The 18,479-nt window shown below is 65.1% G+C and carries 21 protein-coding genes; 5 read left to right on the forward strand and 16 right to left on the reverse strand.

Annotation, left to right across the window (positions count from 1 at the left end):
• The first annotated feature begins 94 nt into the window (after positions 1-94).
• The gene (locus ACN0TK_RS14865) at positions 95-859 is read left to right on the forward strand and encodes a PhoH family protein (protein ID WP_417310308.1); all 765 of its coding nucleotides are present in this window, start codon (positions 95-97) and stop codon (positions 857-859) included.
• Between the two features lie 58 nt (positions 860-917).
• Here ACN0TK_RS14865 and ACN0TK_RS14870 read toward each other — a convergent pair whose 3' ends face one another.
• The 10 genes from ACN0TK_RS14870 to ACN0TK_RS14915 form a co-directional block, all read right to left on the reverse strand.
• The gene (locus tag ACN0TK_RS14870; protein ID WP_417310309.1) at positions 918-1,694 is read right to left on the reverse strand and encodes a hypothetical protein; all 777 of its coding nucleotides are present in this window, start codon (positions 1,692-1,694) and stop codon (positions 918-920) included.
• A 136-nt stretch (positions 1,695-1,830) separates the two neighbouring features.
• Positions 1,831-2,328 (reverse strand): hypothetical protein, encoded by a 498-nt coding sequence (locus tag ACN0TK_RS14875; RefSeq protein ID WP_417310310.1) that lies wholly within the window; start codon positions 2,326-2,328, stop codon positions 1,831-1,833.
• Complete coding sequence (locus ACN0TK_RS14880) at positions 2,328-3,887, reverse strand: ABC transporter permease/substrate-binding protein (protein ID WP_417310311.1); 1,560 nt, start codon at positions 3,885-3,887, stop codon at positions 2,328-2,330. The genes ACN0TK_RS14875 and ACN0TK_RS14880 overlap by 1 nt, the downstream gene beginning before the upstream one ends.
• Positions 3,884-4,663 (reverse strand): ATP-binding cassette domain-containing protein, encoded by a 780-nt coding sequence (locus ACN0TK_RS14885; RefSeq protein ID WP_417310312.1) that lies wholly within the window; start codon positions 4,661-4,663, stop codon positions 3,884-3,886. Before ACN0TK_RS14885 ends, ACN0TK_RS14880 begins: the two co-directional genes overlap by 4 nt.
• Positions 4,660-4,884, reverse strand: coding sequence for a DUF3126 family protein (locus tag ACN0TK_RS14890; RefSeq protein WP_417310313.1), 225 nt, complete (start codon positions 4,882-4,884; stop codon positions 4,660-4,662). The genes ACN0TK_RS14885 and ACN0TK_RS14890 overlap by 4 nt, the downstream gene beginning before the upstream one ends.
• 119 nt (positions 4,885-5,003) lie before the next feature.
• Positions 5,004-5,825: a serine O-acetyltransferase gene (gene cysE, locus ACN0TK_RS14895; protein WP_417310314.1), complete on the reverse strand. Its 822-nt coding sequence runs from the start codon at positions 5,823-5,825 to the stop codon at positions 5,004-5,006.
• A 15-nt stretch (positions 5,826-5,840) separates the two neighbouring features.
• Positions 5,841-6,431: an NUDIX domain-containing protein gene (locus tag ACN0TK_RS14900; RefSeq protein ID WP_417310315.1), complete on the reverse strand. Its 591-nt coding sequence runs from the start codon at positions 6,429-6,431 to the stop codon at positions 5,841-5,843.
• A 25-nt stretch (positions 6,432-6,456) separates the two neighbouring features.
• Positions 6,457-9,600: an efflux RND transporter permease subunit gene (locus ACN0TK_RS14905; RefSeq protein ID WP_417310316.1), complete on the reverse strand. Its 3,144-nt coding sequence runs from the start codon at positions 9,598-9,600 to the stop codon at positions 6,457-6,459.
• Positions 9,597-10,694 (reverse strand): efflux RND transporter periplasmic adaptor subunit, encoded by a 1,098-nt coding sequence (locus ACN0TK_RS14910; RefSeq protein ID WP_417310317.1) that lies wholly within the window; start codon positions 10,692-10,694, stop codon positions 9,597-9,599. Before ACN0TK_RS14910 ends, ACN0TK_RS14905 begins: the two co-directional genes overlap by 4 nt.
• Before the next feature lie 139 nt (positions 10,695-10,833).
• A complete protein-coding gene (locus ACN0TK_RS14915; RefSeq protein ID WP_417310318.1) occupies positions 10,834-11,475 on the reverse strand; it encodes a TetR/AcrR family transcriptional regulator in 642 nt (213 codons plus the stop codon).
• A gap of 235 nt (positions 11,476-11,710) precedes the next feature.
• Between ACN0TK_RS14915 and ACN0TK_RS14920 the strand changes: the two genes are divergently transcribed.
• Positions 11,711-12,220 carry a nitroreductase gene (locus tag ACN0TK_RS14920; RefSeq protein WP_417310376.1) on the forward strand — a complete coding sequence of 170 codons (510 nt, stop codon included), beginning with the start codon at positions 11,711-11,713 and terminating at the stop codon, positions 12,218-12,220.
• 271 nt (positions 12,221-12,491) lie between these two features.
• Here ACN0TK_RS14920 and queF read toward each other — a convergent pair whose 3' ends face one another.
• Together queF and ACN0TK_RS14930 are read right to left on the reverse strand one after the other, a co-directional pair.
• Positions 12,492-12,953 carry a preQ(1) synthase gene (gene queF / locus ACN0TK_RS14925; RefSeq protein WP_417310319.1) on the reverse strand — a complete coding sequence of 154 codons (462 nt, stop codon included), beginning with the start codon at positions 12,951-12,953 and terminating at the stop codon, positions 12,492-12,494.
• Positions 12,954-13,037: 84 nt separating this feature from the next.
• On the reverse strand, positions 13,038-13,520 hold the full coding sequence (locus ACN0TK_RS14930) for an Lrp/AsnC family transcriptional regulator (protein WP_417310320.1): 483 nt from the start codon (positions 13,518-13,520) through the stop codon (positions 13,038-13,040).
• 207 nt (positions 13,521-13,727) lie between these two features.
• Between ACN0TK_RS14930 and ald the strand changes: the two genes are divergently transcribed.
• Together ald and ACN0TK_RS14940 are read left to right on the forward strand one after the other, a co-directional pair.
• The gene (gene ald, locus ACN0TK_RS14935; RefSeq protein WP_417310321.1) at positions 13,728-14,846 is read left to right on the forward strand and encodes an alanine dehydrogenase; all 1,119 of its coding nucleotides are present in this window, start codon (positions 13,728-13,730) and stop codon (positions 14,844-14,846) included.
• Between the two features lie 82 nt (positions 14,847-14,928).
• The gene (locus tag ACN0TK_RS14940; protein WP_417310322.1) at positions 14,929-15,588 is read left to right on the forward strand and encodes an HAD hydrolase-like protein; all 660 of its coding nucleotides are present in this window, start codon (positions 14,929-14,931) and stop codon (positions 15,586-15,588) included.
• A 5-nt stretch (positions 15,589-15,593) separates the two neighbouring features.
• On the opposite strand, the gene ACN0TK_RS14945 is transcribed toward ACN0TK_RS14940, so the two are convergent.
• From ACN0TK_RS14945 to ACN0TK_RS14960, 4 genes are all read right to left on the reverse strand, one after another.
• Positions 15,594-16,556 (reverse strand): NAD(P)H-dependent flavin oxidoreductase, encoded by a 963-nt coding sequence (locus ACN0TK_RS14945; RefSeq protein ID WP_417310323.1) that lies wholly within the window; start codon positions 16,554-16,556, stop codon positions 15,594-15,596.
• A 134-nt stretch (positions 16,557-16,690) separates the two neighbouring features.
• A complete protein-coding gene (locus ACN0TK_RS14950; protein ID WP_417310324.1) occupies positions 16,691-17,005 on the reverse strand; it encodes a type II toxin-antitoxin system RelE/ParE family toxin in 315 nt (104 codons plus the stop codon).
• Positions 17,002-17,244, reverse strand: a complete 243-nt coding sequence (locus ACN0TK_RS14955; protein ID WP_417310325.1) for a type II toxin-antitoxin system ParD family antitoxin — start codon at positions 17,242-17,244, stop codon at positions 17,002-17,004. Before ACN0TK_RS14955 ends, ACN0TK_RS14950 begins: the two co-directional genes overlap by 4 nt.
• 58 nt (positions 17,245-17,302) lie before the next feature.
• The gene (locus ACN0TK_RS14960) at positions 17,303-17,935 is read right to left on the reverse strand and encodes a DNA-3-methyladenine glycosylase family protein (protein WP_417310326.1); all 633 of its coding nucleotides are present in this window, start codon (positions 17,933-17,935) and stop codon (positions 17,303-17,305) included.
• 84 nt (positions 17,936-18,019) lie between these two features.
• Between ACN0TK_RS14960 and ACN0TK_RS14965 the strand changes: the two genes are divergently transcribed.
• Entirely contained in the window at positions 18,020-18,436 is a 417-nt protein-coding gene (locus tag ACN0TK_RS14965) for a hypothetical protein (RefSeq protein ID WP_417310327.1), read from the forward strand.
• The last annotated feature ends 43 nt before the right edge of the window (positions 18,437-18,479 follow it).

The following is an 18,479-nucleotide window of genomic DNA, read 5'->3' on the forward strand; positions in this document are numbered from 1 at the left end:
GCCTGCCGGATTCGTCCGAAGCATCCCCATCGCAAGCTATTTGTTGCCCCTCTGCCTTCGGCCGAGGGGTTTTTCATGTGTGGAGAGCCCTGCCATGACCAAGCGTATCGCCAAACGTCGCAGCCGGACCGGTGAATTCAATTCGGCCCACTATCAGACAGAGGAGACGAAGGTTCGCGCCCTTTTCCCGGGAACCAACTGGACGCCGGAAACGCGCGATCCCATGCGCGACCAGAGATACGTCAAGAATGTCAAACCCCGCTCGGAGGGCCAGGCCGTCCTGATGAAAGCGGTCGACGAGCACAATCTGGTGCTGGCGCTCGGGCCGGCCGGCACCGGCAAGACCTATCTCGCCGTCGCCAAGGCGGTCGAGGCGCTCGAGGCGGGAGAGGTCAGCCGCATCGTGCTCTCACGCCCCGCTGTCGAAGCCGGCGAATCGATCGGTTTCCTGCCCGGCGCCATGGAGGAGAAGCTCGCCCCCTATCTGCGCCCGCTCTACGACGCCCTCGCCGACCGGCTGTCGCCGAAACGCCTGCAGGCGATGATGGCCGAGGGCCTGATCGAAATCGCGCCGATCGGCTATATGCGCGGCCGCACCCTCAATAACGCCTTCGTCGTCGTCGATGAGGCGCAGAACTGCACCTATGTGCAGCTGAAAATGCTGCTCACACGGCTGGGCTGGAATGCGACCATGGTCGTCACCGGCGATCCGGCACAGTCCGATCTCCTGCCCGGCATGTCGGGCCTCGGCATCATCGCCGACAAGCTGGAACCGCTGGAGGATATCGCCGTCTGCCGCCTGGCAGCGGAGGACATCGTGCGCCATCCACTGGTGGCGACGATGCTGACTGTGCTGTAACGACGATCCGAACAGGGAATCAGGACGGCGCGGCTCTGACGAGCCGCGCCGTTTTGGGTCAGGCCGGGGTTTCAGCGCCTGGATCGATTGTAGCGCCCGGCGGTTCAGCGCCGCCCGCCCCGGCTGGCTCAGCGCCGGCAGCGGGTGCACCAGCCGGCTCATCCGATGTTTCCCGCGCCGCCTGGTCGACCAGGGAGGAGCGGAAGTCGGCCCCGAACTCGATCCCGCACTGACGGTGATAGTTGCCGAGCTCTGCCGCGAGCACCGCGAGCTGGGCCGTCCCGCCCTGGGCCTCGTCCATTCGGGCCAGCAAGGCGAGCCGCGTTTCCTCCCGCGCGGTCAGGGCCGCGCGGCGCAATTCGCGAATATCTTCCCCGTCAAACACCGTCTGCTCCAGCGCGGCACGAGAGCCGGTCAGGAAGGAGGCCACACCACCCAGCAAGCGACCGCTCCGGTCCGGCGTGGCCAGGGGCACGGCCCCGGACGCGGCCAGCGCGCCCAGTTGCAGCACCGACACGGATTGATTGCGCACGACGATCACGCGTTCAAAATACTGGTCGCAGATCAGGTCAGACTTGGAAATCAGGATCCCGGCGATCGCAGCATCCGTTCGATCGCGTACTGCGTCGACGTCGGAACTGCGCGAGCGAGCCGAAACCAGCTCAAACCAGGAGACTCTATCCTGACCGGGCGTCGGTTCCAGATTGGTATAGTGGTGGTACTCGGCAGCACTGAAAGTAATCACGGGAAGCGCTGACGACACGAGGTCGCCATTACGCTGGGTCATGCAGCCGGACAGCGACGCCGTCAGCAGAATAAACAGGATTACGCGCATTTTTACCTCCGCAAGTCGGGGTTTCTACGCACTGTGAATACACTTACTGGTAGCACACTCTTGGCGCGGGCGCGAATCAGGGGCCGCCGTGCCCTCCCGGCCCGCGCACCGGCGGTCCCGTCATCGCCCGGTCGCTTCAGTGAAGGGTCGGCGGAATCACCCGGTATTTCACCAGCATGCGCAGGGTCAGGCTGTTTTCTTCACCCGGCTGCAAGCCGAGGCGCTGCATTCCGCGCTCGGCGCGCTCACGCACGCGGCGGGCGCGCAGATACTGGACGGCAACGAAGCCCGCGATGACGACATAGGCCGCATATTCCATGATGCCATACCAGTTGGGCATGAAGATCCAGACGAGGAAGGCGGCGATGGCGGCGAAGATGATATCCAGCGGCCAGCCCTCTGACGCGGTGAAATAGGCCAGGGTCGGGAAAATCGAGCGATCGATATCGCCTTCCGGGTCGATTTTCGCCAGCAGGGTCTCGAACTCGGCCGCCTGGGTGGTGTAGGCGCGATTGAGCTGGGTGTCCGGCGTGTATTCCGGCGCGTGCGGCGGCAGATCGCGATTCATCACGGCGCAGGCGCGCATCAGCCATTCGCCATCCTGCAAGCGGCCATGACCGACATAACCCGCCATCAGTTTTCCTCCAGCCGCGCCGCGAGCCAGGCCGCCGCCTGGGCCGGCGTCTGATGCTCGAGATCAACCTGGCGATTGGCCTCGCGCATCGCGTCGCCATCAATCGCCCCGATCAGGGGTGCCAGCGCCCCGGCCAGACCCGGCAGCGCCGCAGCGCGCGGCGACAGCAGGATCACGGCATCATAGGGCGGCAGGACATGCGCCGGATCGGCCAGCACTTGCAGATCATAGGCGGCGATGCGGCCATCGGTGGTGTAGGCGCTGATCAGATCGACCTGGCCATCACGCACGGCGCCATACATGAAGGTCGAATCCATCGCCCGGGTACGCATGGCGGCCAGACCATAGGTATCGCGCGTGCCGATCCATTCCGAGCGCACGAAAACCTCCGGATCGCCGCCGACGGTCAGCTCGCCGGCAATCGGTGCCAGTTCCGCCAGGCTGTCGACGCCGAGCTCCGCCGCGCGTCCGCGGGCCATGGCGAATCCGTAGGCATTTTCAAAGCCGAGGCGTCCAAGGCTGAGCACACCGTCGCGCTGGTGCAGCCAGGCGGTCATCTCAGCGAGCATCAAATGACGCTCCGCGGCCTGCGGCCGCCCCATCACCGTTGCCCAGATCGTGCCGGTATAATCGATATAGACATCGATTTCGCCCGAGCGCAGCGCGTCATAGGCGATGGTCGAACCGAGATTGTCGCGGCGTTCAACGACAGCGCCGGCATCCTCGAGCGCGCCCTGCATCAGTTCGGCGAGGATATATTGCTCGGTGAAGGCCTTGGCACCGATGCGGATGGTTTCGCCGGCCAGGCTGGCGGGCGCCGCGACGCTCCCGCCGCTTGTTGTCGCTGCCGGTGATGCGGCCGGCATCAGCGAGGGCAGGACGGAAAGGCCGACCACCAGCGCCAGGGCGATGCCGACGCCGCCGGCGAGACCGCGGCGGCGGGTCTGTGCCGCGACCTCGAGCAGGCGGATCATCTGGTCGAACACGATGGCGAGGCCGGCCGCGAAGACGCAGCCGAACAGGACCGAGAGCCAGTTGCGCGTCTGCAGCCCGGCGAAAATATAATTGCCCAGGCTCGACGCCCCGACCGGCGTTGCCAGCGTTGCCGCGCCGACGACCCAGACGACCGAGGTGCGCAGACCGGCGACGATCACCGGCAGGGAGAGCGGCAGCTCGACACGCCAGAGGCGCTGAGATTCGGTCATGCCGAGCCCGCGCGCGGCCTCGCGCACACCGGGCTCGACGCCTTGCAGGCCGACAATCGTATTGCGCAGGATGGGCAGGATTGAATACAGCATCAGGGCCAGGAAGGCCGGCCAGTAGCCAATCATCCCGCCCAGCAGCGGCACCATCAGCGCCAGCAGGGCCAGGCCGGGAATCGTCTGGATGACACCGGCGATATTGAGCACGCTGCCGGCCAGACGCGGGCGCCGGGCCGCGTAAATGCCGAGCGGCACGCTGATCGCCATGCCGACCGCGATCGCGGCGAGCGAAAGCAGGACATGGCCGGCGAGAAGATGCGGCAGCTCGGCCCAGCGTTCGGCGAAATTCGCGCTCATGCCTCCAGCTCCGCGATGCGGCGCATCTGGCGGCGCGGGGTTTCGAGCAGATCGGCGACATAATCATCGGCCGGCGATTTGAGCAGTTCGCCCGGGCTGCCCTGCTGCACGATCAGCCCGGCGCGCATCACCGCGACCGTGTCGGCCATGATCAGGGCTTCGGCCATGTCATGGGTGACCATCAGCGCAGAAAACCCGAGCCGGGCCTGCAGCGCCATGAAATCCTGTTGCAGACCGTCACGCGTAATCGGGTCAAGCGCGCCAAAGGGCTCATCCATCAACAGAAGGTCCGGCTTGCCGGCCAGGGCGCGGGCAAAGCCGACGCGCTGGCGCTGGCCGCCCGAGAGGGCGTCGGGATAGCGGTCGGCGAACACGTCATGATCGAGACGGACCAGCTCGAGCATTTCGCGCACGCGGGTCTCGATTGCCCCCGCCTCCCAGCCGAGCAGGCGCGGCACGATGGCGACATTTTCCGCCACGGTATAATGGGGAAACAGGCCATCGCCCTGCATCACCCAGCCGATCGAGCGGCGCAGGGTGACGCCATCGAGGCCGGCAATATCCTCGCCCTCATACAGAATCGAACCGCCCGAAGTCTCCTCCAGGCGGTTGATCAGTTTGAGCATGGTGGTCTTGCCGCAGCCCGATGCGCCGGCCAGGGCCAGCAATTGGCCACGCTGCAGCGTCAGATCAACGCCGGCAACCGCCTCGACACCGCCCGGATAGGTCTTGGTGACCTGGCGCGCTTCAAGAACGGTCGTCGACGGAGCGATCAAAGGTCTTCCAGGTCAATGTCCAGGATGGTGATCTCGAAGGAGTAGGAGGTCTCACCCTCGTCAATGACCTTGGCGACGACGCCGAGGCACTCGTCACCGATATGGATCTCGGCGCATTCGTCCGGACGGTTGCGGCATTGCACGGCCATGTCCGGGTGCAGCTTGGTGCGCAGGAAGCGTTGCAGTTTCGCGGCTTCGACTGCGGTCATGTTCTTGTTCACGGTATCTCTCCGGTCGGGGATTCGAATTGGCGACAAATAAGCCCATGCAGGGGGGGCGCGTCCAGTGCGATGCCTGCGTTGATTCGCGCCCGCGGCGCGCCGAACGCAGACGAGCGGCGCTATTTCCCGTCAGGGATGCTCTGGTCCATGCTCTGCGCGGGCTGCGGACAGCAATTGCCGACCACCTTGGCCGGCACGCCCGCGACGGTGCAGCCGGCGGGCACTGATTTGAGCACCACCGATCCGGCCGCGATACGGGCATGATCGCCGATCTCGATATTGCCGAGCACCTTGGCGCCGGCCCCGATCAGCACGCCGCGCCCGACCTTGGGGTGGCGATCTTCATGCGCCGCGCCGGTACCGCCCAGCGTCACCTCGTGCAGCAGCGAGCAATCATCACCGACCACGGCGGTCTCGCCGATCACGACGGAGGTGGCATGGTCGATCATCACGCCCTGCCCGATCTTGGCGGCGGGATGGATATCGACACCGAACCGCTCGGACACCCGGCTTTGCAGGTGGAAGGACAGGTTCTGCCGCCCCTCGCTCCACAGCCAGTGGGCAATGCGGTGCAGTTGCAGCGCCTGATAGCCTTTGAAATAGAGGAAGGGCTGCAGCACGCTCTTGCAAGCCGGGTCGCGCTCCTCGACGGCCACCATGTCGGCAATCGCCTGGTCGACAATGCCCGGATCGCCCGCCAGGGCCGCCTCGGCGACATCGCGCGCCAGCATGGCATCGAGCTGGGCATCGGCGAGCTTGCTGGCCAGGCAATAGGCCAGCGCATGGGAAAACTCGTCATGGCGCAGCACGGCCGCATTGAGGAAACTGGCGAGGATCGGCTCTTCCGCCGCAGCGGCAGCCGCTTCGACGCGCAGTCGCGCCCAGACGGCCTGGATTCCGGTCCGCGCGGCGATGGGGGCATTGGCCTGGCTCAGTGACATCGGTCTCTCCTGCCTTCAGCGGCGTAGCATGACATTGGCAAGCCCTGCCGCCAACAGGCCTTGCTGGGCCATATAGTAAGCGCGCAACAACATCGCCACCGTTAATGCGTCGGTTATCTGGCCCGACATCGCCTCATCGAGGGCATCAAGAAAGTGTGGGCTGCGCGTTAGCAGGACTTCCGTGCCCTCCGGTTCCGGCTCGCCGGGGTGCAAACCGGTCGCCAGATAACCGATCGCGCGCTCGTCGGTGATCGAGTTGGACAGGTCCAGCTGCAGGATCTCGTGCCAGTGATCGGCGGTGAGGCCCGTCTCCTCCTTCAGCTCGCGCCGGGCGCCGTCCAGCGCGGCCTCGCCAAGCGGACCGCCGCCCTCGGGAATCTCCCAGCTATAGCGATCAAGCGGGAAGCGGTGCTGGCCGACCAGGGTGATGGTGCCGTCGGCATGAACCGGCAAGATCGCCAGCGCCAGATTGCGCGGCGACATGACACCATAGACGCCGGGCTTGCCATCCGGCCGGGTAACCTCGAACTCGCGCACCTGCATCCACGGGCTTTCAAACACGGTCCGCTCGTCATGTATGGTCCAGGGCCCTCGTGTCTTGGTCATGCTTCGCGCCTCCATCGGGAGCGCTCTAGGCCTGTTCGACCGCCGGCATCAAGCCATCACGTCTTTGCTTGTAGTTTCGGATCTTCTCCTTGATGCGGCGCTTGCGGTCCTCGAAGCGGGCCAGCAGGGCAAAGGCCGCGGGTGCGAATACCAGGGCCAGGATCGCCGAACCGGCAACGCCGCCGACCATGGCCGCGGCGAAGGGCAGCCAGAAGGCATCGCCCGACAGCAGCAGCGGCACGAAACCGCCAATCGTCGTCAGCGTCGTCGAGATGATGTGGCGGGTCGCATCGACCACCGTTTCCTGCACAGCACCGGGCTGCATCGCGACGGCGGCGGGATTGGTGCGCAGGGCCGAGAGCACGACGATGGCGCCATTGATCGACAACCCCATCAGCCCCATCGAGCCGACAATGGCATTGAAGCCCAGCGGGGTGCCGAACAGCCAGACCCCGAACATCGCCAGCCCGACCGACAGGACCGCGACGACCAGGATGATGGCGGCATAGCGGAAACTGTTGAAGGCGAGCACGACCGAGCCGATCATCAGCACCAGCAGCGGCACGGCTGTGCTGAGCAGATCGGCCATGGCGTTACCGCGCTCGGCGGCCTCGCCGGCAATCTGCAGCTCATAGCCCGGCGGCAGCGCGATATTGGCGGCGTCCAGCGCAGTGAAGAAATGCTCCAGCGCCGGAGCCGGCAGGGTGTAGGGCTCGAGATAGCCATAGATCGTGTTCACCCGGCGGCCATCCTCATGCGGGATCACCGAGACCTGCGGCGCCAGCGTCATCTCGCCCAGCGCTGAAACCGGCGCGGCGAAGATATCGCCGCCACGGGACGTCAGGGGAGCGCCGGCGACAGAGGCGAGGTTGGATCGCCTGTCGTCCCGGGTGATGACGCGAACGGGGAGTTCCTCGACACCTTCCAGGACACTGCCACCGACGACCCCGTCCAGATCGCCGCGCAAACGGTCGGCGAGTTCGGAAAGGCGCATGCCGGAGAGTTCGGCCGACGCTTCGTCGGCCATGATACGGGCCACCGGCTCGCCCATTTCGAGCAGGGCCAGCGTGTGGGTCACGGTCGGGGTTGTTGCCAGCACGGCGCGGATCTCATTGCCCAGCCGGTTGAGCTCGGTCAGTTCCGGACCGACCAGCACCAGTTCGATCGGCGCCGGGATTGGCGGGCCCTGCTCGAAGGGCAGGCTGAGAAATCGCGCCTGCGGAAAGGCGTTGAGCATTTCACGCTGCAGCGCCGGCAGGATGCGGTGCGTCGCTGCGGCCGAGCTGGTGTGAACGAAACCGGCGGCGTAGTTGGGCATGCCCGAACGGTTGCCGACGACATTGTAATAGGTACGCGGCCCGCTCTGGCCGATCACCCAGGAGACGTGTTCGACGCCCTCATAGCTTTCGATGATGGCGCGGGCCCGCTCGGTCTGGCGCGCGGTCTCGGCGATTGAGGCCGAGGACGGCAATTCCAGTTCGATCTGGAACATGTCGCGATCGGTCGGCGGAAAGAACTGCACCGGCAGGGTCGAGGCGGCGGCAAAGCCGGCAATCGGCAGCAACAGACTGGCCCCGATCCCGACCCAGGGCCGCGCCGTGATCGTGTCGAGCATATGGCGGTAGAGCGGTGCCAGCGGACCGGCGCCCATGCCGTGACGCCAGAAGCGCTTGGGCTCCTCGCCGGCACCGGCATCGTCGAACCAGGCCGCGAAGGCCCCCACCACGGTCATCGCCAGGATGAAGGAGGAACCGACGGCAAAGATGACGGAAATCCCGATCATCGAAATGAACTCGCCCGCCGCACCGGGCATCAGCGCGATCGGGGCAAAGGCGAAGATGGTCGTCATGGTCGAGGCCAGTAGCGGCGCGAACAAATGCTTCAGCGAGGCATCCAACGCATCGACCGGCGAGCGGCCGCGGGCGCGGAACAGCCGGTATTCATCAACCACGACAATGGCATTATCGATCAGCAGGCCGAGCGCGACGACCAGGCCGGTGACCGACATCTGGTGCAGGGGCTCGCCATAGATCCGGGTCAGCAGCAGCGCCGCCAGCACGGTCAGCGGCAGGGCGGAGCCGACAATCAGGGCGGCGCGCCAGCCCATCATCAGGAACAGCACGGCGAAGACGATCAGGGCCGAAAAACCGAGATTCTGCGCCAGCCCGTTGAGGCGCGAGGCGACATAATCGCCCTGGCGGAACAGGGTTTCGACACGCACGCCGGGCACCGAAGCGGCAAATTCCGCCACCAGTGCGTCGGCATCGAGCGACCAGAGATCGGCGCGCAGTTCCGGCTGCAGATAGGCGGCGACGAAGACCGAGCGGCGCCCGTCCGTGGTGGCCATCGCCTCGACGGGGTTGCGGGCGCCCTTCTCGACATCGGCAACATCGCCGACGCGGATGAAGGAGCCGTCCGGCCCCTGTCCAAGCGCAATAGCGCGAATGCGGTCGACACTGTTGAACTCACCGGCGATCTCGACATTGAGATCGACCGTGTCCGAGCGCAATTCACCGGCCGGTGCCTTGGCGTCGGCGCTGGCAGTCAGCCGCGCGACATCGGCCACGCTCAGGCCGAGCGCCGCCAGGGTGTCAGGATCGGCGATGATGCGGATCTCTTCCTCGACCTCGCCGAAAATCGCGGTCTCCTCGGTGCCGGCCATATTGCGCAGCCGGTTCTCGAGATCGGTTGCGAGGCGCGAGAGGATTGGCAGGTTTTCCGTGCCCTCATCGCCCCAGGACAGGGCAACGATCATGGTCGCGGCGCCGAGATATTGGCGCCGCACATCAGGGGCCATGGAGCCGGCGGGCAGCGCAGTGCGCACGCTCTCCACCTGTTCGCGGATCTGGGTCCAGGCCTGGTCGACCTGGGTAGCGCTGAGATCCTCGCGGATACGCAGATGGATGATGGAAATGCCCGAGCGCGAGGTCGAGCTGGTCTCGTTGATTTCGGCCAGCTCGTGAATGGAGTCCTCGAGCGGCGCCGTGATCAGCGCCTCGACCCGTTCCGCCGAAGCGCCGGGAAAGGCCGTGACGACAACGCCGAAGCGTTCGACCAGTGAGGGATCTTCCTGGCGGCCCAGCGACATGAAGGCGCCCATGCCGGCCGCAACCAGCAGGATGACGGCCAGGATGGTCAGCCGGGAATAGCGGAAAAAGATCGTGCTCATTGCGCGCGCGCCTCGATCAGCTCGCCCTCAACGGCGGGCAGGACGCTCTGGCCCGGTGTGATGCGCTGGATACCCGATGCCAGCACCAGCTCGCCATCGGCGACCGTGCCGCGCACGAAGACCCGGTCCGCCTCGATGCGGACGGTCTCGACAACGCGGGCCTCAAGGCGGTAACCGGCCCCGTCCTCATTGAGGACATAGACGGTCCACAGACCACGCCGCCCCTCGGCGAGGGCAGAGGTGGGAACCCAGAAGCCTTCCGCCTCGATCGGTGTCGCCATGGACAGGCGCACGACCTGGCCGGCCGCAGCCGGGCCGGATTCAATGTCGAACAGCGCCGTCACGGTGCGGGTCTGGCGATCAACCACGCCAGTCGAGGCGCGGAAGCGGGCCGTCATCGGCTCGCCATCGGCGATGAAGGGATAGTCGCGCCCCGGCTCCAGCCGCGCCGCGAGCAGTGGCGGCAGGCCGACACGGATTTCCAGCGAGTCGCTTTCAACCAGTTCCAGCAGGGCCTGGCCCGGCGCAGCGATGGCCCCCTCATCGGCGAGACGCGCGGTGACAACACCGTCAAAGGGCGCCGTCATGATGGACAGATCGAGCTCGATCCGCAGCGCATTGGCCGCCGCTGCAGCCGCGGCCTGGCGCGCGCGGGCAGCACGGGTGGTGGTGCGCACCTCGTCAAGGCGTTGCTGAGAGATATGGCCGCGTTCGAGCAATTGTTCCTGGCGCGCCTCGGTCTCGGCGGCCAATGCGGTCTGGGCTGCAGCCTCCGACGTCTGGGCGTCGGCGGCTGCGACCTGGGCCTGCACGGCGCGCGTGTCGAGCACGGCGATGACCTGGCCGGCCTCGACCCGGTCGCCGACATCGACATGGATGGCATCGATGCGGCCGCCGCGCTCGAAACCGAGTGCACTCTGACGGCGGGCCAGGATCAGGCCGGGGAAGAATTCCTCGATACGGGCATCGCCGTCATAATCGGCGGTGACCACGGAGACGGGCAATGGTGCAGGCGGATTGATGCTCAGGGTCGCTTCCGCACGCAGGGACGAGACCCCGAAGACCAGTATGGCCACGCAGATGGCGGCCAGCACCACCCCCGTTCTTGCACCCAGTCGCCGACTTGTTCCGGACATATGCCCACCCTCGCTGTGACGTTACAGCTTCATATAGGGTGCCACATACCGTTTGAAAAGTGAACAGTGTTCACTTTGTTTGCATAACTGCTATGCGTTACGCTCGCAGCCCGCGCAGGATCATGTCGGTATGGAAATCGATCACCGCATCGGCGGTGACATGTTCCGAGCCAGGCATGCCCGCCGGGAAGCCTTCCATCGACACCATCAGCGTCGTCAGGCCATGCAGGCTGGCCCAGACGCTCTTGGAGGCAAGCTTGGGGTCGACGGACCGGAACACGCCCTGCTCCATACCCGCCTCGATCATGTCGACAAGGGCATGTTCGGCCTGGAAGGCGATGTCCTGCTCGTCATGGGCGTGCGGTTCGATCTTTTTGCCCGAATAGAAGGCCATCATGTAGTGATTGGGCTCTTCCATACCGGTCTCGATATAGGCACGCATGCAGCGGGCACAGAGGCTGGGCGTATCACCGCCCTCCTCCCGGGCGCCATTGATGCGTTCCATCAGGCGTTCGAAGAAGGTTTCCCGAATCGCCTCGAACAGATCGTCCTTGGAGGAGAAGTATTTATAGATCGCCGCCGGGCTGTAATCGATCGACTCGGCAAGCCGGCGCATGGAGATGCCTTCTTCGCCCTCGGCGGAGAAAATGACCTCGGCGGCATCAATGATCGCATCGCGTACCTTGCGGCGGCGGCGATCTGCCGGCGTGTCATCCTCAATGGCAATTTCCACAGTCATCCGTACACTTTCCCTCCCGTATCAACGGGGCGTGGCTACATGCTTACCTGACCGATATAACGATCCCAGAGCCCAAACGTCAAAGCGACATTCTCTCCCACCGCCATGAGGCCCCCCGATGAACGACAAGATCTCCCGTGATTTCCCCGTGCCCGGTGAGCGCCTGGCGTCATCGCACGCCAGCCCGGACACGCTGGCCCTGCTGACCCGGCGGCGCTCGACCCCGGCGATCTGTCTGTCGTCACCGGGACCGGATGCGCATCAGGTCGAGCATTTGCTGGGAATCGCAGCGCGCGTCCCCGATCATGGCAAGCTGGCTCCCTGGCGCTTCATCCTGTTCGAAGGCGAGGCGCGCAGCAGTTTCGGCACCATCATGAGCAAGGTCTGGGCGGTCAAGAATCCGGGCGCCACCGCCGATCAGATCAGCTTCGAGCAACAGCGCCTCGAGCGCGCGCCGCTGGTGATTGCCGTCATCTCGACCGTGACCGAAGACCACAAGGTTCCGGTCTGGGAGCAGGAATTGTCGGCCGGCGCGGTATGCCAGAACCTGTTGATTGCCGCCTCGGCGATGGGCTTTGGCGCGCAATGGCTGACGGAATGGTATGCCTTTGACCCCGACATCAAGGACGCACTCGGCCTGCGATCCGGCGAGCGCATTGCCGGCTATATCTATATCGGCACTGCCACCGAGGAGGTCGTGGAGCGGCCGCGGCCGCGCGCGCATGTCGGCCGCTGGAAGGCCTGAGTCAGCGCAAGATTAACAGGCCACTAAGCCGGTTCAGATTTCATAATACTGGCGCGTGCACCATCCTTCGGTCAGAAGAAGTCCTGCAGTCCCGGGCACGCAGCCGGTGGATGAGGTGACAGACCCGCACCGCTCCCCGCAAACAGGCCGCCCGCTCAGGGCTCGCATCGCCAGCTGGCGATCTGACACCCCGTCCGACCGGCACCCCCCTGCCGATCCGGCCCAGGCGCTGTTCCTCCCTCCCCCCGAAGGAACAGCGCCTTTTTTCTGTTCAGCCGCGGCCGCGATAGCTGGCGACACCCTGTTCGGGAATCCACACCCCGGCCGGCGGCTCGCCCGTGGCAAAAAACACGTCGATCGGGATGCCGCCGCGCGGATACCAATAGCCGCCAATGCGCAGCCAGACCGGATCGAGTTCCTTCACCAGGCGCTGGCCGATCCCGGTCGTGCACGCCTCGTGGAAAGCGCCATGATTGCGGAAGGATCCGAGATAAAGCTTGAGCGATTTGGATTCGACGATCCAGTCGCGCGGCACGTAATCGATCACCAGATGTGCGAAATCAGGCGCACCGGTCACCGGGCAGAGCGAGGTGAATTCCGGCACGGCAAAGCGGATCATATAGGGCGCATCGCACGGATTGGCGACGCGCTCGAGCGTGGCGGTGTCGGGATGGTCGGGCAGCGGCGTGGTGGCGCCAAGCTGGCCGAGGTCTTGATAGCGGTTATCGGTCATGACGCGCCATTAACCCCGGCAAGCGCGCGATGCAATCGTCAAACGCCCCCGCACCAATTTGCGCGCGGTGGCAAGACGCCTCACCTAGCCGGCGACCGGCAAGGCCTCGGGCACCGGCATGGTCGTGCGCGAGAAGACCCGGCGAATGGTGAAGGATGAGACCAGGCGCGCCACGCCGGGCAGGCCGGACAGCACTTCGCGATGCACGCGCTCATAATCATTGGCATCGCGCACCAGCACCCGGATCAGATAGTCCGCATCGCCGCTCATCAGATAGCATTCCATCACTTCGGGAACGCCCTCGACGGCGGCTTCGAAGCCGGACAGCGTGTCACGCTTCTGATTGTCGAGCGTCACCTGGACATAGACATTCATGCCCCGTCCCAGGGCCTTCTCGGACAGGATGGCGACATAGCGGTCGATCACGCCGCTGCTCTCGAGCGTCTTGACACGGCGATGACAGGCCGAGGCCGACAATCCGGCCCGTTCGGCCAGTTCGGAATTGGTCAGGCGACCATGCTCCTGCAATTCGGTCAGGATGGCGACATCAACATTATCAAGGCGCAACGGGCACTCTCCCCCAATCCCCGATCGGGCGCGCAAAATATTCTGGATTTGCGCCCAACCAAACGATATATGACGCGCTTTATGGCGTGACGCGCACGATAACTCAAGCGAAATGCCGAAAACCTTGAAGATTCTTCTATTTCTGGATCGCAGGAATGCCCTGAACGCCGGATTCGCCACATCGATCACACAGAAGCGGGAAATATCATGCGTATCGGGGTCCCCACAGAAATCAAAGTTCGCGAATACCGCGTCGGCCTGACACCGGCCAGCGTCGGCGAACTCGCCCTCGCCGGCCACGAGGTCGTGGTCCAGAGCGGTGCCGGCGAAGGCATTGGCTGCAGCGATGACGACTACATCGCCGCCGGCGCGACCATCCTGGCAGACGCGCAGGCCGTGTTCGACGCCGCCGAGATGATCGTCAAGGTCAAGGAACCCCAGCCGTCGGAAACGGCGATGCTGAAGCCGCATCACACGCTCTACACCTATCTCCACCTGGCACCCGATCCGGTCCAGGCCCAGGCGCTGCGCGATTCCGGCTGTACCGCGATCGCCTATGAGACCGTCACCGACAATGAAGGCCGTCTGCCGCTGCTCACCCCGATGAGCCAGGTTGCCGGCCGCATGTCGGTCTCGGTCGCGGCGCATTGCCTACAAAAGGCGCAAGGCGGCCGCGGCCTGATGCTCGGCGGTGTGCCCGGCGTGCTGCCGGCCAAGGTCGTGATCATCGGCGGCGGTGTCGCCGGGAGCCATGCCGCGGAAATGGCGATCGGTGCCCGCGCTGACGTCACCGTGTTTGACCGCTCGGCCAAACGCCTGTCCGAACTCGATGCGCAATTCGCCGGCGCCGTGAAGACCGCCTATTCCACCCAGGTCGCGCTCGACCAGGCGGTGTTGCAGGCCGATGTCGTGATCGGTGCCGTGCTGATCCCGGGCGCTGCGGCCCCCAAGCTGGTGACGCGCGACATGCTGAAGGAGATGAAGGATGGCGCCGTGCTCGTCGACATCGCCATCGACCAGGGCGGCTGTTTCGAGACCTCGAAAGCCACCACCCATGATGATCCGACCTTCATCATTGATGGCGTGGTGCACTATTGCGTCGCCAACATGCCCGGCGCCTATGCCCGCACCTCGGCCTTCGCGCTCAACAATGCCACCCTGCCCTTCGCGCTGGCGATCGCCAACAAGGGCACGCGCGCAGCCCTCAATGCCGATCCGCACCTGGCGCGCGGCCTCAATGTCGCCGGCGGCGAGATCTGCTGCGAGCCGGTCGCCCGCGATCTCAAAATGCCCTACGTCAAACCTGAATGGCTGACGTCGATTTAAGGGTGCAAGCGGCCCGAGAATCTGCAAACTACAAGGGGTCGGCGCCAGCTGGCCCCTTTTTGCTGCCCGCCGGAGTTTCGATTTGACCTTGCGCTACGACCTCGTCGTGTTCGATTTCGACGGCACACTGGCCGACAGCCTGACCTGGTTCAGGACCGCCCTGTCCGATGTGATCGAGAAGCACGGCCTCACCCCGATCTGCGAGGAACGCGCCGAGGCCCTGCGCGGCATGGCGCCGAAGGCGATCATGGACGAGCTGGGCATCCCGACCTGGAAACTGCCCTTCATCGCCGCCGATGTCCGCGACCGCGCCGCGAAGAATGTCGACCAGATCACCCTGTTTGACGGCATTGCCGAGCTATTGCTGGAATTGCGCGCCGCCGGGGCCACCATCGCCGTGGTGAGTTCCAATGGCGAGGAGGCTATCCGCCAGGTGATGGGGCCGGAACTGGTCGCCCATATCAGCCATTTCGCATGCGGCGCGGCCCTGTTCGGCAAGGCGGCGGTGTTCCGCAAGGTCGTCAAGAAGGCCGGCAGCACACCGGAGCGCACGCTGTGCATCGGCGACGAGGTTCGCGATATCGAAGCCGCCCATGAAGCCGGCTGCGCCTGCGGTGCGGTGGGATGGGGCTTTGCGACGCCGGCCATCCTCGATGCCAGCGGGCCCGACCATCTCTATGCCGAGCCACAGGATATTGCGCGCTGCGTCATGCCCGCCGAGCAGGCGACGCAGCGCGCCTGAGCCATCTAGCCGCAGATTTTTGCCCTGGCGGCGGCATATTCCGCGATCAGTTGTTCGATGTAATCGCCGGCTGACTGCACGGCCTTGATCGAGCCGATGCCCTGGCCGGAACCCCAGATGTCCTTCCAGGCCTTGGCATCAGAACCGCCACCGGCACCAAAATTCATTGCCGACGGATCGCTTTCCGGCAGATTGTCCGGGTCGAGGCCGGCAGCGACAATCGACTTCTTGAGATAATTGCCGTGAACACCGGTGAAGAGGTTGGTGTAGACGATATCCTCGGCGCTGCCCTCGACAATGCCCTGCTTGTAGGCCTGGTCGGCACGCGCTTCGGCCGTCGCGATGAAGGCCGAGCCGATATAGGCGTAATCCGCGCCCATCGCCTGGGCGGCGAGGACGCCGCCACCGGTCGAGATCGAGCCGGAGCACAGGATCGGGCCGTCAAACCAGGCGCGGGTCTCGGCGACGAAGCCAAATGGCGAGAGCGCGCCGGCATGACCGCCGGCACCGGCCGAGACGCAGATCAGGCCGGTGGCACCCTTCTCGATCGCCTTGTGGGCAAAGCGCTGATTGATCACATCATGCAGGGTGATGCCGCCCCAGCCCTGCACCGCCTGGTTCACTTCCGCCTGCGCACCCAGCGAGGTGATGACGACAGGCACCTTGTATTTCTCGCACAGCGCCATGTCTTCCATCAGCCGGCCATTGGAGCGGTGGACGATCTGGTTGACGGCGAACGGGGCCGCCGGCTTGTCCGGATTGGCGCGGTTATAGCTGTCGAGCTCGGAGGTGATCTGGTCGAGCCATTCATCGAGCTGGCTGATCGGGCGCGCGTTGAGAGAGGGGAAGGACCCGACAATGCCGGCCTTGCACTGGGCGATCACCAGATCGGGATTGGAGATGATGAAAAGCGGTGCGCCAATCACGGGCAGGCGCAATCTGCCCTTCAGGATATCCGGTTCAGCCATGATGTAGTCCCTTGTGTCTCGACATTTATCGACCGGTTCCGCCCGGCTCGTTGAAACTGGCCGCAGGCGTGAACACTGTTCAGGTCGAGACTAGGGGCGGGCGCAGGACGTGTCGAGTGAGGTTTGTAGCTGGGTCAAGCGCCCGGTTGGACCGCCGCAAACTTCCCGCGGGCATCCATGCGGCCGTGCAAAATGCGAACAATCTCGATAGCATCCATCGAAATACGATAGAAAATGCCATGTGCTTCGATGGGCAGAACGCGATAGCCTTGCCGGATATCGTCCACGGCGCGACCGGTCTCCGGAAACAAACACAATCCCGCCATCGCAGCCTGGAGGCGCCGAAGATAGGCATCAGCCTGGGCGGTGTCCCACCGGTCGACCGAATAATCCCAGATTCGGTCCAGATCGTGCTCCGCGGCGCGGGTGAGAGAATAGTCGGACTTCACGCTCGCTCTGCATGCTTTCTCGCCAGGAAGGCCTCGATATCGAACGGCTCTGCCCTGCCGCTCGCCTCACCTTCTGCGAGCGCCTGGCGCACTGCCTGGAGCTGGCTCTCCTCACCTTCCAGCAAACGCAACCCAGCGCGGACGACCTCGCTGGCCGAAGCGTAGCGACCGTGTTCGACCTGTTGGTGTATAAATTCGGCGAAATGCTCCCCGACGGAAAAGCTGGTGTTCTTGCTCATGCCGATCTCCTTCAGAGCCGCATAATACCAAAATTTGGTACACCCGCCAAGCGCACCGCTACCCCACCGCCTGCCCGTCCGGCGGCGCGTCGGCATGGGCCCACATGTAGAGCGCCAGCCAGGAGCGATATGGTTTGAAGCGCTGCGCCGTGCGCACGGTCTTGCGGCGCTTCGAGGTCAGCCGTTCCAGCGTCTTGCGTGCGGCGACATCGCCATCGGGCCAGATATCGGGCTCGCCGAAATAGAACATGTTCATCATGTCGGCGGTCCACTGGCCGACGCCCCAGATCGCCGTCAGCCGCGCCGTGCGTTCGGGCACCGGAAGTGCGCGCAGTTCGTCGGTGTCGAGGCCGATCTCACGGTGGGTGTCGGCGATGGTGATAATGGTTTTCGTCTTGGCGCCCGACAGGCCGCAGGCGCGCAGCGTATCAGTATTGTCCGCGACGAAATGATCGAGCAGAGGTTTGCCCGCCGCACTCGCCTCGACGCGGTTCCAGATACTCTGCGCCGCCTTGACCGAGATCTGCTGGCCACCGATCGCGCGGCAGAGATAATGCGGAAAGGGCTGGCTGTCGCGGCGCGGAAATTCCAGCGGCCCGAGCCGGACCAGCGCCGCCTCAAGCGGGGGCGATAGGTCGGCAGCAGCGTCAATGAGATGCTGGTGAACGGCGCGATGTGTCATGGACGTCACGCTAGCGCGCCCGCTGCAGGCGTGGAAGCCCGCTGACGCGTTTGTCGCATGGCCGTGTCCTGACCCGCATGCTAACCGGCGGACATGCTGACCATGTTGCGCCAGGGCCGAACAGTGTGGGCGCAGGGGATTCTCGTCCTTGCGCTGCTGGCGGCCGGCATCCAGGCGAGCCTGCCCCAGGGCTATATGCTCGACCGCGATGCCGCCTCGGGCGGGGTCTCGGTCGTGTTCTGTACCGGTCATGGGGCCGAGCAGCGCTGGCTGGATCTGGCCACCGGGGAGGTGCGCGAGGGCAGCGCCCCGGCACCTGCCGATAGCGGCCAGGGCCAGCCCTGCGCCTTCGCGATGGCGACCGCCGCCATCGGCCCGCTGCCGCATGCGCCGCTCTTTGTGCCGCCAACCCGGATCAGCAGCGATGGCATATCACGGGCCGACGCGGTACTGCCCGCCGGTCATCGCCGCATCAACCCGCCGGTGCGCGCCCCGCCTGCTTCGCTCTGACAGCCAAAACCCATTTCCAATGACCGTCAGACGGCGGCCCGCC

Origin of the sequence: Devosia sp., from assembly GCF_048261455.1 — a bacterium.
Lineage (GTDB): Bacteria > Pseudomonadota > Alphaproteobacteria > Rhizobiales > Devosiaceae > Devosia_A.

What these genes read in the sequence shown, in the direction of transcription:
- ald (WP_417310321.1), top strand. Translation starts at nt 13,728, where the DNA reads ATGCGTATCGGGGTCCCCACAGAAATCAAAGTTCGCGAATACCGCGTC.
- queF (WP_417310319.1), bottom strand. Translation starts at nt 12,953, where the DNA reads ATGACCGATAACCGCTATCAAGACCTCGGCCAGCTTGGCGCCACCACG.
- ACN0TK_RS14915 (WP_417310318.1), bottom strand. Translation starts at nt 11,475, where the DNA reads ATGACTGTGGAAATTGCCATTGAGGATGACACGCCGGCAGATCGCCGC.
- ACN0TK_RS14955 (WP_417310325.1), bottom strand. Translation starts at nt 17,244, where the DNA reads ATGAGCAAGAACACCAGCTTTTCCGTCGGGGAGCATTTCGCCGAATTT.
- ACN0TK_RS14905 (WP_417310316.1), bottom strand. Translation starts at nt 9,600, where the DNA reads ATGAGCACGATCTTTTTCCGCTATTCCCGGCTGACCATCCTGGCCGTC.
- ACN0TK_RS14945 (WP_417310323.1), bottom strand. Translation starts at nt 16,556, where the DNA reads ATGGCTGAACCGGATATCCTGAAGGGCAGATTGCGCCTGCCCGTGATT.
- ACN0TK_RS14865 (WP_417310308.1), top strand. Translation starts at nt 95, where the DNA reads ATGACCAAGCGTATCGCCAAACGTCGCAGCCGGACCGGTGAATTCAAT.
- ACN0TK_RS14900 (WP_417310315.1), bottom strand. Translation starts at nt 6,431, where the DNA reads ATGACCAAGACACGAGGGCCCTGGACCATACATGACGAGCGGACCGTG.
- ACN0TK_RS14875 (WP_417310310.1), bottom strand. Translation starts at nt 2,328, where the DNA reads ATGGCGGGTTATGTCGGTCATGGCCGCTTGCAGGATGGCGAATGGCTG.
- ACN0TK_RS14880 (WP_417310311.1), bottom strand. Translation starts at nt 3,887, where the DNA reads ATGAGCGCGAATTTCGCCGAACGCTGGGCCGAGCTGCCGCATCTTCTC.
- cysE (WP_417310314.1), bottom strand. Translation starts at nt 5,825, where the DNA reads ATGTCACTGAGCCAGGCCAATGCCCCCATCGCCGCGCGGACCGGAATC.
- ACN0TK_RS14870 (WP_417310309.1), bottom strand. Translation starts at nt 1,694, where the DNA reads ATGCGCGTAATCCTGTTTATTCTGCTGACGGCGTCGCTGTCCGGCTGC.
- ACN0TK_RS14965 (WP_417310327.1), top strand. Translation starts at nt 18,020, where the DNA reads ATGCTGACCATGTTGCGCCAGGGCCGAACAGTGTGGGCGCAGGGGATT.